We start from the raw sequence: 14,829 nt of genomic DNA on the forward strand, positions 1-14,829 counted from the left end.
ATCCCGGGCCGGTCACGCGACCGCCATCCACACGTTCATCCGCAGGGTCCAGGTGCCGTTCGGCGCCTCGGTGAGCGAGCGCTCGTCCTGGCGCGTGACCAGCCCCAGGACCTGCGACGCCGTGCCGTACGGCGAGACCTGCCCCGGCTCGGCACCCAGCACGACCGGCACCCGGCCCGCCGCGCGCACCCGCTCGACCAGCCGCCGCACCTCGGCCTCGGGCGCGACGTCGCCGGAGCCCTTCCTGTCCACCTCCGCGGCCGGTCTGCCGCACATGCCGCGGACGACCTGGACGAACCGGTCACCCGTGACCCGCTCCACGATCAGCACCGAGGCGTTCGCCGGGATCCTCGCGCACATCGCCTCGACCGCCGCCGCCTCCCCCCGCTCGACCGGCGTGAACGCCGTCCCGATCGAGGTCACCGCCGGGGGCACGAGGACGAGCACCACGCCCACCGCCATCCCCCACTTCAGCACCTTCGGCCCGTGCCGGTCCGTGAGGCGGCGCAGCCTGGCCAGGCCGTACGTGGCGAGCAGGATCATGCCCGGGATCACGACGGGGACCAGGCGGCGGGCGGCCCAGGGGTGGTCCGGGGTGATCTCGGGACGCAGCAGCGTGGTGACGGTCGTCCAGCCCACGACCGCGAGCGGCAACAGCCACCCGAACGACGAGCCGTCGCGCAGCAGCCTCCGGACGAGCAGGGCGGCGGCGATCGTGGCCAGCAGGACGGCGGGGGCGCCGACGTACCAGACCACCCAGTGCAGGGAGTTCTCGAAGTAGAGCCTGGTGCCGTCGATGGGCAGGCCGTTCGCCCGCTGGATCTGCATGATCATCTCGGCCGTGCGGCGGTCGTCGTCGGTGACGGGGATACGGGTGACGGTCTGCACCCAGGGGCGCGCGTACAGGGCCGCCATCAGCAGCACGACCAGCACCGCACCCGTCCTCGGCACCCAGCTCGGCAGGCGGAACCGCGCGAGCGCGGGCGCCGCGGCCGTTCCGGCCGCGATGAGCACGAGGACGCCGGCGCAGACGAACAGCAACGGCCGCACCGAACCGGACAGATAGGAAAGGTAGGGACGGGCCAGCAGGTACGCCGCCAGCATCCCCACCCCGGCCCCGGCCACCAGCCCCGCCAGCAGCGGCGGCCCCACCGTCCCCTCCGGCCTGCGCAGGCGCCGCATCGCGAGCAGCAGCCCCGCGAACGCCAGCACCGGCAGCACGTCCCGCAGCCCGTCCACCCTGACCAGCACGGCCAGCCCGAACACCAGCCCGGCCAGCAGCGCCCTGCCGCGCTCCCGGCGGGCGAGCGCGTCGTAGGCCAGCGCCAGGCCGCCGAACAGCAGGATCAGCGACGGGATCTCGCTGAACGTGGTGCGCGAGGTGTACAGAATCGGCAGGCTCACGGCGAAGGCCGCCGCCCCCACCACCGCCCACCTGACCCCGGCCAGCCGCGCCACCACCCCGGCCACGGTCAGCACGGCCAGCGCCCCCAGCACGGCCGGCACCAGGTACGGGACTCCCAGCCAGTGGCCGATCGCGAACAACATCGGCGGGCCCGGCATGAACTGCGGCACCACCCCGCCGTCCACGGCGTAGAACCCGACGCTCTCGAACACCAGCGCCGGGTCCGGCCCGCCGAACGCCTCGGTCTGGGTGGGGATGGGCAATCCGCCGTGGGTGGCGATCCAGGCGGCGTACTGCGTGTAGGTGGCGGGGTCGCGCCTGACGGCGATCTGCTCGCTGTGCATGATCGCGTTGAACACACCCGAGGCGACGGCCACCCCGACGACGCCCGCCACCTGCCACGTAGCGGCCCTGACCCGCCCGAGAACACTCCCGGCCGTACGCGCCACCATCACCTGCGCCCCGCCGCCACGCACCGCGCCGCCGCTCGGCGTTTCGTCGGGGGCATGGCTCTCGCCCAGCTTCCGCGTGCCCGCCCAGCACAGCAGTGCCGCCAGCGGGAGCCCGAGCAGCGTGGCGGGCAGCGGCGCGAACCGGCCGAGCAGCAGCAACGGCAGGCCCGCCAGCAACCAGCCCGCCACGGCCAGCGCGGGCAGCACGGACAGCGTGGCGAGCACCCGGCCGGGTCGATCGAGTTCCATCGGAGAGCGAGCGTATCCAACCCTGGCGCGCCCTCCGCCCGCACACCGCTTCCACCCGCCCTCGGCACCGCAGTCCGCACGGGACGCCACAGCGCGCGGGAGGCCACAGCGCGCGGGAGGCCACAGCGCGCGACGCCGCACTCGCGCAGGCGGGTCGGGCCGCGAGACGGCCCAGAGCGGCGTGCGGCGCTGCCCCCGCGCAGGTCGAGGCGAGCCCCGGCGCGGCGGGCTCGCGATCGCCGGTAGCGTACGGACGTGCCGGAGAAGCGGGAGGACATGCGGTGAGGCCGGAGGCTCGCGATGGGGAGCCCACGAGGACCGGCCGCGGCCGGCGGCGCCTGCCACGCGATCCGCGTCGCCGCCTGGCACAGCTCCTGGCCCCCGTGACACGCGCCCTGAAGCCCACCACGGCCCGCCGCTCACGGAGCAGCGCCGCACCGAACGGGACCGCGCCGGACAGCGCCGCGCCGTACGGCACTGCAGCGGGCAGCGGCGCGCCGGGCGGCGGCGCGCCGAGGCAGTGGGCGCTCAGGCACCGCTGGTTCCTGGCCGTGCTGGCCCTCGGCGCCGTCCTGCGGGTCCTGGCCATGCTCGGCTACCGCCCCGCCCTGTGGTTCCCCGACTCCTACACCTACATCGTCACCGTCTTCAAACCCCGCCCCGACCTCGTGCGCCCGGCCGGCTACTCGATGCTCCTGAAGCTGCTGGAGCCGCTGCACGCGTTCGGCGCGGTCACGGCGGTCCAGCACCTGCTCGGCCTGGCCACCGGCATCCTGATCTACCGGGCCGCCCGCCGGGCTCCCAGGTGGGCGGCGACGCTGGCCACGGTGCCGGTGCTGCTGGACGCGTACCAGATCGAGCTGGAGCACCTGCTCGTCTCCGACACGCTGTTCATGTTCCTGGTGGTCGCCGCCGTGGCGCTGTGCGCCACGCGCCGGACGGCGACCATCGCCGCGATCGGCCTGCTGCTGGCGGGCGCCACGCTCACCAGGACGGTCGGCCAGCCGCTGATCGTGGTGCTGGCGGCCTGGTTCGCACTGCGCCACCGGCTCAGCCCGCCAGACGGGCCGCTCGGGATGGCGGACGGACCGATCGGGCCGGCCACCCGGATCAGGCAGGCCATCCGGTTCAGGCCGGCGGCCGTGCTGCTGGCCGCCGCGCTGGTTCCGATCGTCGCGTACGGCGCCTGGTTCTACGTCACCTACCAGCGCGTCGGCCTGGTGGGCGCGAACGGCGTCTTCCTGTACGCCCGCACCATGTCCTTCGCCGACTGCGCCAGGATGGACCCCCCGCCCGACCTGAAGGTCCTGTGCGACCCCCGCCCACCGGAGCGCCGGCCTCCCTCCCAGGAGTACATCTGGGCCAAGGACGCCCCGCTGGTGCTGCGGCCGGGGATCACGTTCTCGAAGGAGAACGACGACCTGGCGGCCAGGTTCGCGATGCTGGCGATCAGCACGCAGCCCCTCGACTACGCCGCCTCCGTGCTGGAGGAGCTGGCCCGCTCGTTCACCTGGGACAGGCCGATCTACCCCGACGCCGAGATCTACGGCTACTACCAGTTCCCGGCGACCGCGCCGGGGCCTCCTGGGCGCTATCCCGCGCAGGTCGGCGCCGAGTATGCCAAGCTCTACGAGCAGGGTGCGATCGGCACGGAGATCGTGGAGCCCTTCGCCGGGTGGTTGCGCGCCTACCAGAGCATGGTGCGCCTGCCCGGCCCGGTGCTCCTGGGCATCTTGCTCGTGCCACCGGTGGCGGCGATCGCCCGCAGGCGTCATGGACGGCGCCTCGTGGCGGGTCCGGCCTGGCTGGTGCCCTGGTCGGTGGCCGTTGTGCTGCTGATCACACCGGCCGCGGCCGCCGAGTTCGACTACCGGTACGTGCTGCCGGCCGTGCCCCTGGCCTGTCTGGCGGCGGCCCAGAGCCTCGGGCGTGGCCTGCCGCGACAGTCCGGTGGCGATTCGAGGGCGAAAGAGTTTGGCGATGATATTCCACCCAATGTCCAGCTCTGAGTATGCTTTGCCGCGGAAACATCACGTCCGGGTCACGGCCGTTCCCCGCGATCATGGCTCGGGGCACGCCGTACGTGACCTAGTCTCGTGGCGCGGAGCGACCTATCCGGCGGCGCAAGGAGTGAGGCTAGGGGGCGTATGAGTGACTACAGGAGCGTGCCGGTAGTCGATTCCGTGCAGGACCGCCGTAGCGCTGTCACGCAACCCGGCAGCCGGATGGCCCGCCGGCAGGCGGCCGCCGCGCCGCCCCCGCCGCCGGACGACCGGCCCCCGCGCGGCCACCGCTCAGAAGGCGGTTCGGGCGGCCAGACCAAGATGCGGGTGCTGGCCTGGGTCAGCATCGGCCTGACCACGGTCATGGTCGCGGGCGCGCTGACCGCGTACACGACCTACCGCGACGCCTTCGGCAACATCAACCAGAAGAGCGTCAAGGAAGACATCATCAACCCGCGTCCCCCGGAGACCGGCGCGCTCAACGTGCTGCTCGTGGGCTCCGACACGCGCGCGGGCCAGGGCAACGCGAAGTACGGCCAGCAGCTCGCCCGGCAGGCCGACGCGGGCGGCAAGCGCACCGACACGATCATCCTCATGCACATCTCGCCCAACCGCGACAAGGCCCGCCTGATCAGCTTCCCGCGGGACTCGATGGTGCAGATCCCCCGGTGCAAGAACGAGGCCACCAAGCAGGAAATGGCCCCGCGCCGCGACATGATCAACTCGGCGTACAACGCGGGCGGCATCGCCTGCACGATCTCCACGATCGAGACCCTCACCGGCATCCGCGTGAACCACTTCGTCGAGGTGGACTTCAGCGGGTTCAAGAACATCGTCGACGCCCTGGGCGGCATCGAGATCTGCCTGCGCACGGCCGTCGACGACAAGGCCTCCAAGCTGGTGCTGCCGGCCGGCAAGAGCCTGCTCAACGGCGAGAAGGCGCTGGGTTACGTCCGCCTGCGCAAGTACGGCGACGGCAGCGACATCCAGCGCATCAAGCGTCAGCAGATCTTCCTCAGCAAGGTCGTGTCCAAGGCCACCAGCAGCGAGCTGCTCACCGACGTCGGCCGGTTGCGCGACTTCGTCGCCGCCGCGGCGGGCTCGGTCACCATGGACCCCGAGCTGGCCAACGACACCGAGCAGCTCATCCAGATCGCGATGAGCGCCAGGGCGATGACCGCGAACGGCGTCAAGTTCACCACGGTGCCCTGGGGCCCTGACCCGCAGGACCCGAACCGGGTGGTCTGGAAGGAGCCGGACGCCACCGAGCTGTTCACCTCGATCAAGACCGACACCGAGGTCACGACGCCGGAGCCGAGCGCGAGCGCGAGCACCAAGCCCAAGGAGAAGATCAAGCCCGAGCAGGTGCGCGTGCAGGTGCTCAACGGCACCAAGACCGTGGGCAAAGCTCGCGAGGTGGCCGACGAGCTGGCCAAGCAGGGCTTCAACGTCGTCGGGGTGGGCAACTACGAGGCCCCGGGCGGCGTGAGCCTGGCCAAGAGCGAGATCCACTACACCAAGACGGTCGAGACGGCGGCCGACCACGCGATCACGCTGGGCGGTTCCGTGCTGCCCAAGCCGCAGGCCGCGTCGGGCAAGGTGCCGGGGACGAACGTGCAGCCGTACGCGTCGACGGCCACCAACGCCACGGCGGCAGGCGCCACGAAGGGCGCTCCGGTCATCCAGCTCTTGGTGGGCGAGGACTTCGAGTCGGTCAAGGTGACCAAGCTGCCCGACAGCGTCAACAACAGCACGATCACCGCGTCCGAGCAGAAGAACGTGTGCACCTGAGGCTCCAAGTTCCCTGTGGAACCGGGCATTCTGCTCCACTGCGAGAGACAGCACCCGCGAGGGCGGGATAGTCTGTTGCGGGTTGGCGACGCAGCGCGACACCAAGCCGCATGGGTTTTCCCGCTCCTGTTGTCGTCGCGGTTCCCCGGCCCCGAGCGAAGCTGAGCGACTTCTTCCGTGTCTGACACCAGATCCTCCCCATCGGCCACGCCCCAGCGCAGCCCCGAGGAGCAGGGGCCCGCCAACACGGGAGCCCGCTGGCCGTTGCCGGAGGAGGCGTTCTGGAGCGAGTCCACCGACCCGCACGGAGCCGGCCCGGGTGAGCGCACCGCGCCACAGGCGGCGGTCGCCGAGGGCCCGGCGTCGGGCGAGGGGCGCCAGGAGCAGCCGCAGCCGGCGGCGGAGCCGGGCAGGCGCAAGCGCGACCCGTTCCTCGACAACGTCAAGTTCATCCTGATCGCGCTGGTGCCGATCGGCCACTCGCTGGTGCCCACGCTGGCCGCCGACTCCGCGCGGGCGGCCTACATCTTCATCTACGTCTTCCACATGCCGCTGTTCGTGGTGATCAGCGGCTACCTGTCCAGGAACTTCTGGAACTCCAACGCCAAGACCAACAAGCTGGTCGACACCTTCCTGGTCCCGTACGTGATCGTCGAGGTGGGCTACGCCGTGCTCCGCACCGCCCTCGGGTCGAAGTGGAGCCTGACGATCATCGACCCGGCGTGGCTCAACTGGTACCTGCTGGCGCTGCTGTTCTGGCGGTTGTCCACCCCGGTGTGGAAGCGGATGAAGTACCCGGTCCCGGTGGCGATCGCGATCTACCTGTTCGCCGGGTTCTCGCAGATCTCGGGCGACTTCAGCATGGACCGGTTCTTCGGCCTGCTGCCGTTCTTCGTGATCGGCCTGGTGCTGCAGCCCGAGCACTTCGAGCTGCTGAACCGGCGCTGGATCAAGGTCGTCTCGGGGTTCATCATGCTCGGCGCGGCGGCGGTGGCGATCTTCCTCGCGCAGATGGGCGCCAAGCTGGGCCCGTTCTACTACAAGAACAGCTACCAGGATCTCAACCTGTCCTGGTACATGGGCCTCGGCCTGCGCGTCGGGCTGCTCGTCTGCGCGCTGGCCATGTGCCTGGCCGTGCTGGCGCTGGTGCCCAGGAAGGAGACCTGGTACACCGACCTCGGCACCCGCACGCTCTACTGCTACCTGCTCCACGGCATCCCCGTGCTGATCGCCAAGGAGCTGGGCTGGCTGTCGGTGCCGTGGCTGTACGGGCCGCTGGGCGTGCTGGCGATCAGCGCGAGCTGCTTCGCGCTGGCCATCATCCTGTGCCTGCCGGAGACCCGTACGGTCTTCAAGTGGGTCCTGGAGCCCCGCCTGACCTGGCTCTATCGTCGGCCCTCCCGAAGTTAAGCAGCCGTTCCACCCGCATTAACGCCTTTGACCTGGTAAGCGCTCAGCATCGACACATGCGCGCATGTGTCGCCACAACCGTCCATCATCCCGAGGACGCCCGAATCATGCACCGGCAGATCCGGGCGCTGCTCGACGCGGGCCACGAGGTGACCTACGTCGCGCCGTTCACCTACTTCAACGTGACCCCCGCCATGGGCCTGACCGCGATCGACGTGGCCCGCCAGGCCTCGTACGGCCGGGCCCGTGCCGCGCTCAAACGCGGTGCGCGGGGTGCGGACCTGCTGATCGTGCACGACCACCGGCTGCTGCGGGCGCTGCCGTACCGGCGCCCTCCGGTCGTCTGGGACGTGCGCGAGCAGGTCACTGCCAAGCAACTCGCCCGCGCCGGAAGGCGCCACCGGGTGATCACGCCCGCCGTGGTCCCCGAGGCGACCCTGGTGTCGCCCAGTCCTCCCCCTCCTGGCGACACCAGGGTCGTGCACCTCGGCCGCCTGTCGGCCGAGCGCGGAGTGACGGAGCTGATCGGGCTGGCCGAGCGCCTGGTCCCGCACGGCATCCGGCTGGACCTCATCGGCGCCGCCGCCCGCGACGTGCGGCCGCTGCTGCGGGACGCGCAGCGGGTGGGCCTGCTCGACTGGTTCGGCTACGTCCCGAACCGGCACGCCCTGCGCATGGCCGAAGGCGCGCTGGCGGGCCTCTCGCTGGCCGACGACACGGTCGGCGTGCTGCCCACCAAGATCATGGACTACATGGGCAGGGGCCTGCCGGTGATCACCACCCCGCAGGGCGCCTCGCTGGTCGAGGGCGTCGGGTGTGGGGTGGTGGTGCCGCTGGACGTGGACGCGGTGCTGAACGCCGTACTGGACCTGAAGGAGGACGTGGCGCGGCGGGTGCGGCTCGGCGCGCAGGGGCACACGGAGGCGCGGCTGCGCCACCACTGGCCCGACCACGCCGAGGCGTTCGTCCGCCGTGCCGAGTCGTGGGCCGGCGTGACCCGGCACGCGCTGGCCGTCTAGGGGCGGTCCAGGTCGAAGGTGACGTCGGCCAGGCGGATCGTGCGCACGCGCGGGTCCTCGATCAGCTCGCGCAGGCTCTCGACGCTGGACGTCTCGTCCACGTACGCGTAGGCCAGGCCGTCGCGGGCCGCCCTGCGCAGCCGGTCGAGGGACAGGTCGAAGCGGCGCAGGTTCGCGTCGTCGTGGTCGCGGAGGATGGCCGTCCAGGAACGGAAGTTCGACAGGCCCACGCCGCAGCCCTCCTTGTCCTCGGTGAACGTGCCGCGGTCCCACGTGATCGAGCCCCAGGTGATCGGCAGCGCTCCCGGCCTGCGCTCGTAGACCACGCTGTGCGCGCATTTCCGCTTCGTGCCGAGCCAGCTCTCGAGCTCGTCCGGCTTGAGCGGTGCGGTGAACTCCACCACCGCCAGGGCCCGCAGGTCGCCGGGGAGCCGGGCCAGCGTCTTGCGGACGTTCTCCTTGGCGGCCAGGTCGGTGCCGACGTCGTAGAGCGACTGGGAGAGCCTGGTGTTGGCGTTCCTGCCCAGGGGCAGGTGACCGACCTGGCCGAACAGGCTCTGGCTGACGGTGTGCGTGCTGGTGGGCGAGATCGCCTCCACGGGCCGCAGCGGCTCGGCGCTCACCGTGAACGACATCGACAGCGGCGTGACCTCGCAGCAGCCGTTGGTCACCACCCGGTAGGCGGGGTTGTACACCTTGAAGGCGGTGCCGAGCACGTCCGTCATGCGCTGCTCCCGGCCGTCCCGCGTCTGAAGGATCATCGGGCCGGCCGTGGCCACCAGCGCGAGCGCCAGCAGCAGCACCAGGGCGTAGGAGGTCGTCCTGGCCAGCCCCCGGCGGACGGCCTTCCGGGTGAGCTTGGGGTCAAAGTCCGGCATTTCCGGAAAGTCATCAGTCATGGGGAGCTCCGTAGAGGTCGGCGAAGGCGTTCCTGGCCCGCCACAGGGCCGTCTTGATCGAGGCGTGCTTCCTGCCGGTCATCGCGGCCACCTCCACCAGCGAGAAGCCCTCGAAGTAGACCAGCGTGAGCAGCCGGCGGTGCTGCTCGGGCAGCCGGCCCAGGGCGTCGCGCACCTCCAGGGAGTCCACGTGGAACCCGGGCGCGCCCAGCTCGTCCGGCTCGGGCAGGGGCAGCTCGCGGCGCGCGCGGCGGACGTGGTCGATGAGGACGTTGCGCGCGATCGTGAGCAGCCAGGCGGCCGGGTTCTCGCCGCGCCAGCCCAGCAGGGCCCTGGTCGCCTTGACGAACGTCTCCTGTGCCAGGTCTTCCGCGAGGTGGGGATCACGCGTCCTGCGCAGGAGGAACCCGCACACGAGCGGCCAGTGCTCGCGGTACAAGTCCTCGATGATGATGCCCCCCGTGGTCTTCCGATTGTCACATCACACCTAGACGCCACCTGGGCGGGAATGGTCACACGGCTTCCTGGTTGATGTACTGGGCCCTATGGCATCGCATCTGATCCAGGGCCGGACGGTGGGCATGCCCGTGCGCGTGAGGGACGCGGAGGTGTGCAGTGCCCTCTACCCGGTGCGTGCCGACGCCGCCAGGGCCGTGATCGCGTACTCAGGGCTGGACGTGGCCGAGGTGCTGCCCGGCAAGGCCGTCTGCATGCTGGTGTTCGTCGACTACCGCGACGGGGACCTCGACACCTACCACGAGTTCGGCATGGCCTTCCTCGTGCGCCCGCCCGGCTCGTCCGGGGCGATGGGGCTCGCTGAGCTGCGGCGGGCGGGCGTGTTCGTGCACTGGCTGCCGGTCGACCAGGAGTTCACGCTGGAGGCCGGGCGCAGCTTGTGGGGCTTTCCGAAGGAGCTGGCCGACATCGAGCTGCGGCTCGCGTCGCCGTACAAGAGGTGCATCCTGCGCAAGGACGGGAGGCTGGTGCTCGACATGCTGGTCAAGCCCGGCCTGCCCGTGCCTGGCGCGGGCGCGATGGCGCCGCTCGACGCCTACACGCACCGCGACGGGGTGACGCGGCGGGTGCCGTGGTCCGTACGTGCCAGAGGCGCCAGGGTCCGGCCCAGCGGCGCGCTGATCCGCCTGGGCAACCACCCCATCGCCAAGGAGCTGAGCGAGCTGGGGCTGCCCAAGCGGGCGATGTTCGCCACCACGATCTCCCACGCGGAGATGAGCTTCGGCGAGGCGCGGCAGATCTGATCGGCCGCGACGGGGCGCCGCGGGTCTAGACGATCGGCGGGCGGCCGAGCTTGACCATCCGCCACGCCGTGCGCCAGGCCATGGGACGGCGCTCGCCCGCCGGGCTGCGCAGCCCCTCGAAGAAACCGGCGAACCACGACTTGAGCGCGGCCGAGGCGCCGCGCTCGCGGATCACGGTGAGCACGACCCAGTTGGTGAGGTAGAGCACCGCCAGCGGCCACGGCAGGTTGCGCCGCGCCAGCCAGACCCGGTTGCGGGCGTTGAGCCGGTGGAACTGGGCGTGCCTGGTCGGTGGCACCTGCGGGTGGTACATCACCGTCTCGGCGTCGTACTCGATCCGGTAGCCCTCGCCGAGCAGCCGCCAGGCCAGGTCGGTCTCCTCGTGCGCGTAGAAGAAGCGCTCGGGCAGGCCGCCCACCTGGAGGAATGCCGAGCGCCTGATCGCCGAGGCGCCGCCCAGGAACGTGGTGACCGGGGAGGAGCGCTGCGGGTCGCCCGCGCGCAGGCGCGGGACGTGGCGGCGCTGGCTGCCGCTCCCGTCGGGGTCCATGATCCGGAAGGAGATCACGGCCAGGTCGGGCTCGGTGGCGAAGCGGTCGCGTACGTGGGAGACGACCTTCTGGTCGGCGTACCAGCCGTCGTCGTCGAGGAACAGCACGACGTCTCCTGAGCACTCCTCCACGCCCCGGTTACGGCCGGCGGGGATGCCCGTGTTCTGTTCGAGCCGGATCGCTTTCACGACCGCGGCCGAACCCTCGGGTGGCGTCGCCGACACCTCGGGCACGTCGGCACCGTTGCCTACGATCACCACCTCGACGTCGCCGTCGACCTGGTTCAGCGCGGACTCGACCGCCCGGTTCAGCTCCGCGACCCGGTTGCCCATGGTGAGGATGACGCACGAGATCTTCAACGAATCACTGTCCTGACGCGTTGAGAGCACGAGCGGAGCATTCTTTCATGATCACCGAGTCTGCTGGTCTGCATGGTCTGGGAATGGTGAAGCTAAGCGTATCGGAACCGACGATGAACCCCCACCGAACGGCGGACGTCCGATCAATACGACGGACGGGAAGCCCCGTCGGTTCCAGGCGCGACATCAAGCGAGTCGCCTCGACGCCATGATGCTGATCAGGTGCAGCACGGTCTGCAGCGCCGCGGCCACCAGACAGGCCACGACGAGCACCCGCGTGGCCGTCAGATCGCCGACGACCAGGTCGATCACCGCGGTCACCACCGCGAGCATGGACAGCTCGATCGGCTGCACGATCCGGTGGAACTTCGTCGCCGCCAGCACCCGCCGCCCCAGCCCCAGCAGCCCGGAGCGGAACTGCACGGCCGCCGCCTCGCTCGCGGCCCCCAGCCCGCCCTTGGCCCTGGCCACCTCCACCAGGTCGCTCTCGGCCTTGATGAGGATGGCGCCGAGCGCGGCGGCGAAGCCGAACACGGTGTACCAGTCGGGCAGCACCGCCGAGGCCCGCCAGCCCAGCCCCGCCAGCACCGCGGCCTCGGCGAAGTACGCGCCGACGCGGTCGAGGTAGACGCCGGCCAGCGACGTCTTGCCCGTCCAGCGGGCCAGCTCGCCGTCGGAGCAGTCGAGCAGCAGGTAGACCTGGATGAGCAGGGCGGCCAGCACCGCCGCCCAGAGCCCGGGCAGGGCCAGCACGAAGCCGGCCGCGACCCCCGCCACGGTCATCACCCAGGTGAGCTGGTTGGGCGTGACGGAGGTCCTGGCGAACATCCAGGTGACGTAGATGGACAGGCGGCGCATGTAGAGCACGCCCGCCCAGTGCTCGCCGTTCCTGCGCTCCAGGTGGCCAGGTGGCTGGGCCACCTGGCGCAGCTCAGCTACCGAAGGCGCGGACATAGTCCCCCACCCGATCGCGGATCTCCGAGTCCTGCATGCGCAGGTGCTCCAGGATCGTGTAACGGCCCGGGCGGGTGGCCGGGGCCAGCGCGACGACCTCGGCGAACTGCTCGGCGCTCAGCCCGATGTCGCCGGGGACGACGGGCAGCTCGTGCCGGCGCAGGCAGTCGACGACCTGTTTGACGCGGGCGTCGTCCTGCCTGAGGAAGAAGCAGAAGGCGGCGCCGATGCCGGCGAGCTCGCCGTGGTTGGAGGTGCCGGGGAAGAGCTGATCCACGGCATGAAGGATCTCATGATCTCCACCGCTCGCGGGCCGGGACGAGCCCGCGACGACCATCGACATGCCGGACAGGATCAGCGACTCGGCCAGCACGGTCAGGAAGGCGTCGGACTCGATGGAGTCGGTGCGCCCGACGAGCGCCTCTGCGGCGGTGCGGGACATCGAGCAGGCCAGGCCGTCGATCGGCTCGCCGCGCTCGACGTTGCCGAGCTGCCAGTCCTCGATGGCCGACAGGTTGCTCACCACGTCGCCCACGCCCGCCCGCACCAGCGACTCGGGCGCGTTGTGCACGAAATCGAGGTCGACCAGGATGGCCAGCGGCATCGGCACGCCGAAGGAGCCCTTGCCCCCCTCGTAGACGAGGGAGGCGGTGGGCGAGCAGATGCCGTCGTGGGAGAGGTTGGTGGCCACCGCGACCATGGGGATGCCGGCCAGCGAGGCGGCGTACTTGGTCACGTCGATCGTCTTGCCGCCGCCCACGCCGACGACCACCTCGAAGGCCGCCTTGCGCAGGTCGGCGCCGAGCGAGACGGCCGCGTCGACCGACCCGTCGGCCACCCTGAACACCTCCGCCTCGCCCAGCGTGGGCGCGATGAGGCTCTCGATGTGGTCGCCCTGGCCCATGCCGACGGCCACCGCGACCCTGCCGGAGGTCGCCACGCGGCTGTCGGCCAGCAGGGCGCCGAGCTGGGCGACCGCGCCGCGCCTGACGTCCATGGTCAGCGGCGCCGGCAACATCCTCGCTAGAAGCGGCATCCGCGCCCCCTCAGTAGTGAACGGCTATGGCGCGGGCCTTGGCCAGGTCGTCGTGGTTGTCCACCTCGACCCAGTCGACCTCCCCGATGGGCGCGGCGTGGATGACCTCGCCGCGGTCGACCATCTCCTGGTAACCGTCCTCGTAGTAGAGCTGCGGGTCGCGCTCGAACGTCGTCCTGAGCGCGTCGGCCAGCCGGTCGGCCGCGGCCGGCCTGATGAGGGTGGCGCCGATGTACTCGCCGTACGCCTGGGCCGGGTCCATCAGCTTGGTGATGCGGCGCAGCGAGCCCTCGGGCGAGAGCGTGACCTTCATCTCCTCGTCGGCCAGCTTCTTGACGTTGTCGACGGCGAGCAGGATGTCGCTGGTCTCGGGGGCGGCCAGCAGCGTCTTCTCGATCGAGACCGGGTGCACGGTGTCGCCGTTGACCAGGAGCGCGCCCTGGGCGAAGTAGTCGCGCGCGCACCACAGGGAGTAGGCGTTGTTCCACTCCTCGGCCTTGTCGTTGTGCACGAGGGTGAGCCTGACGCCGTGGCGCTCCTCCAGGGCGTCCTTGCGCTCGTGTACGGCCTGCGCCGCGTAACCGACGACGACCACGACGTCCTTGAGGCCCACCTCGGCGAGATTCCGCAGCGAGATGTCCATGATCGTGGTCTCGCCGTCGACCGGCACGAGCGCCTTGGGCAGCGTGTCGGTGTACGGCCGCAGGCGTCGTCCGGCCCCAGCGGCCAGAACCATTCCCAGCAACGTGCACTCCTCAGTCGAGCATGACTCCGATGGCCCAAAGAGTATTCGTCTTTGGGCCCCGTGCGGGTAATCCGGCGTTAGTCTTGCGTTCCCATATCGGCCGCTTCCACCCCGGATCGGGGCGCGGCGAGCCAGCACGTCAGGCTCTCCCAGCCGAACAGCCCCCACAGATAAACCGCGAGAAGTGCGTAACCCCCGGTCAACCAGCCCGACAGCGCGACCAGCGAGACCACCATCATCCGCCCGTCCCAGCCGAGCCCCAGGGTGGCCAGCCACGGCGGCGGGTAGACATGCTGGCGCAACCGGTAGACCAGATCGTAATGGTGAAACGCGAGAGCGGCGAGCAGCACGAAGATCATCAGGGGGTGCACCTGGTGCGCGAACCCGACGGCCGCGACGAAGGTGTACTCGATGAGCCGCAGGATCGGCGGCACCAGCCAGTCGAACCTGCCGTCGTGCGGATGGGTGCTCCCCGGCCCGGCCAGCAGCAGCGTCACGGCGGGCGCGAACACCGCCAGCCCGTCGGTGCCGGCCACGCCGAGCAGCAGCAGCACGCCGGTGACGAACGTGCCGGCGATCACCGGCGGCAGCGGCGGGAGCTGCCCGGCCACGAGCAGCCCCATGGCGCGCGAGAGCGGCCCGTCGTCGCGGTAGGCCACGACCGTGCTGCTCGGAACGGGTGTCATGTGGACCGAAA

At 71.0% G+C, this 14,829-nt stretch carries 13 protein-coding genes; 5 read left to right on the top strand and 8 right to left on the bottom strand.

Annotated features, from left to right (window positions below; all coding sequences use genetic code 11):
• Positions 1 to 12: 12 nt before the first annotated feature.
• The gene (locus HD593_RS50470) at positions 13 to 2,106 is read right to left on the bottom strand and encodes a glycosyltransferase family 39 protein (protein ID WP_185109993.1); all 2,094 of its coding nucleotides are present in this window, start codon (positions 2,104 to 2,106) and stop codon (positions 13 to 15) included.
• 383 nt (positions 2,107 to 2,489) lie between these two features.
• Between HD593_RS50470 and HD593_RS50475 the strand changes: the two genes are divergently transcribed.
• The 4 genes from HD593_RS50475 to HD593_RS50490 all read left to right on the top strand — a co-directional run bounded on the left by HD593_RS50475 (position 2,490) and on the right by HD593_RS50490 (position 8,329).
• Positions 2,490 to 4,115, top strand: coding sequence for a hypothetical protein (locus HD593_RS50475; protein ID WP_312904330.1), 1,626 nt, complete (start codon positions 2,490 to 2,492; stop codon positions 4,113 to 4,115).
• 138 nt (positions 4,116 to 4,253) lie between these two features.
• Positions 4,254 to 5,900, top strand: coding sequence for an LCP family protein (locus HD593_RS50480; RefSeq protein WP_185109994.1), 1,647 nt, complete (start codon positions 4,254 to 4,256; stop codon positions 5,898 to 5,900).
• Between the two features lie 177 nt (positions 5,901 to 6,077).
• The gene (locus tag HD593_RS50485) at positions 6,078 to 7,310 is read left to right on the top strand and encodes an acyltransferase family protein (RefSeq protein ID WP_185109995.1); all 1,233 of its coding nucleotides are present in this window, start codon (positions 6,078 to 6,080) and stop codon (positions 7,308 to 7,310) included.
• A 107-nt stretch (positions 7,311 to 7,417) separates the two neighbouring features.
• Positions 7,418 to 8,329 carry a glycosyltransferase gene (locus HD593_RS50490; RefSeq protein WP_246547172.1) on the top strand — a complete coding sequence of 304 codons (912 nt, stop codon included), beginning with the start codon at positions 7,418 to 7,420 and terminating at the stop codon, positions 8,327 to 8,329.
• Here the strand turns inward: HD593_RS50490 and HD593_RS50495 are convergent.
• Together HD593_RS50495 and HD593_RS50500 are read right to left on the bottom strand one after the other, a co-directional pair.
• Positions 8,326 to 9,228 (bottom strand): hypothetical protein, encoded by a 903-nt coding sequence (locus tag HD593_RS50495; RefSeq protein ID WP_185109997.1) that lies wholly within the window; start codon positions 9,226 to 9,228, stop codon positions 8,326 to 8,328. The genes HD593_RS50490 and HD593_RS50495 overlap by 4 nt on opposite strands.
• Entirely contained in the window at positions 9,221 to 9,667 is a 447-nt protein-coding gene (locus tag HD593_RS50500; protein WP_185109998.1) for an RNA polymerase sigma factor, read from the bottom strand. Before HD593_RS50500 ends, HD593_RS50495 begins: the two co-directional genes overlap by 8 nt.
• 106 nt (positions 9,668 to 9,773) lie before the next feature.
• Between HD593_RS50500 and HD593_RS50505 the strand changes: the two genes are divergently transcribed.
• Positions 9,774 to 10,487, top strand: coding sequence for an acetoacetate decarboxylase family protein (locus HD593_RS50505; protein ID WP_185109999.1), 714 nt, complete (start codon positions 9,774 to 9,776; stop codon positions 10,485 to 10,487).
• Positions 10,488 to 10,512: 25 nt separating this feature from the next.
• On the opposite strand, the gene HD593_RS50510 is transcribed toward HD593_RS50505, so the two are convergent.
• From HD593_RS50510 to HD593_RS64050, 5 genes are all read right to left on the bottom strand, one after another.
• Complete coding sequence (locus HD593_RS50510) at positions 10,513 to 11,397, bottom strand: glycosyltransferase family 2 protein (RefSeq protein ID WP_185110000.1); 885 nt, start codon at positions 11,395 to 11,397, stop codon at positions 10,513 to 10,515.
• Between the two features lie 186 nt (positions 11,398 to 11,583).
• Positions 11,584 to 12,351, bottom strand: a complete 768-nt coding sequence (locus tag HD593_RS50515) for a CDP-alcohol phosphatidyltransferase family protein (RefSeq protein ID WP_185110001.1) — start codon at positions 12,349 to 12,351, stop codon at positions 11,584 to 11,586.
• Complete coding sequence (locus HD593_RS50520) at positions 12,329 to 13,369, bottom strand: iron-containing alcohol dehydrogenase family protein (protein WP_185112628.1); 1,041 nt, start codon at positions 13,367 to 13,369, stop codon at positions 12,329 to 12,331. The genes HD593_RS50515 and HD593_RS50520 overlap by 23 nt, the downstream gene beginning before the upstream one ends.
• A 28-nt stretch (positions 13,370 to 13,397) precedes the next feature.
• The gene (locus tag HD593_RS50525; protein WP_185110002.1) at positions 13,398 to 14,132 is read right to left on the bottom strand and encodes a phosphocholine cytidylyltransferase family protein; all 735 of its coding nucleotides are present in this window, start codon (positions 14,130 to 14,132) and stop codon (positions 13,398 to 13,400) included.
• Positions 14,133 to 14,209: 77 nt separating this feature from the next.
• Positions 14,210 to 14,818 (bottom strand): DUF5941 domain-containing protein, encoded by a 609-nt coding sequence (locus HD593_RS64050; RefSeq protein ID WP_221525374.1) that lies wholly within the window; start codon positions 14,816 to 14,818, stop codon positions 14,210 to 14,212.
• Positions 14,819 to 14,829: the final 11 nt, after the last annotated feature.

The sequence above is a fragment of the Nonomuraea rubra genome (assembly GCF_014207985.1).
In the GTDB taxonomy this organism is placed as follows: domain Bacteria; phylum Actinomycetota; class Actinomycetes; order Streptosporangiales; family Streptosporangiaceae; genus Nonomuraea; species Nonomuraea rubra.

Excerpts from the sequence above, each read along its gene's own strand:
- HD593_RS50470 (WP_185109993.1), bottom strand. The coding sequence starts at position 2,106 with ATGGAACTCGATCGACCCGGCCGGGTGCTCGCCACGCTGTCCGTGCTG.
- HD593_RS50480 (WP_185109994.1), top strand. The coding sequence starts at position 4,254 with ATGAGTGACTACAGGAGCGTGCCGGTAGTCGATTCCGTGCAGGACCGC.
- HD593_RS50490 (WP_246547172.1), top strand. The coding sequence starts at position 7,418 with ATGCACCGGCAGATCCGGGCGCTGCTCGACGCGGGCCACGAGGTGACC.
- HD593_RS50495 (WP_185109997.1), bottom strand. The coding sequence starts at position 9,228 with ATGACTGATGACTTTCCGGAAATGCCGGACTTTGACCCCAAGCTCACC.
- HD593_RS50505 (WP_185109999.1), top strand. The coding sequence starts at position 9,774 with ATGGCATCGCATCTGATCCAGGGCCGGACGGTGGGCATGCCCGTGCGC.
- HD593_RS50515 (WP_185110001.1), bottom strand. The coding sequence starts at position 12,351 with ATGTCCGCGCCTTCGGTAGCTGAGCTGCGCCAGGTGGCCCAGCCACCT.
- HD593_RS50520 (WP_185112628.1), bottom strand. The coding sequence starts at position 13,369 with ATGTTGCCGGCGCCGCTGACCATGGACGTCAGGCGCGGCGCGGTCGCC.
- HD593_RS64050 (WP_221525374.1), bottom strand. The coding sequence starts at position 14,818 with ATGACACCCGTTCCGAGCAGCACGGTCGTGGCCTACCGCGACGACGGG.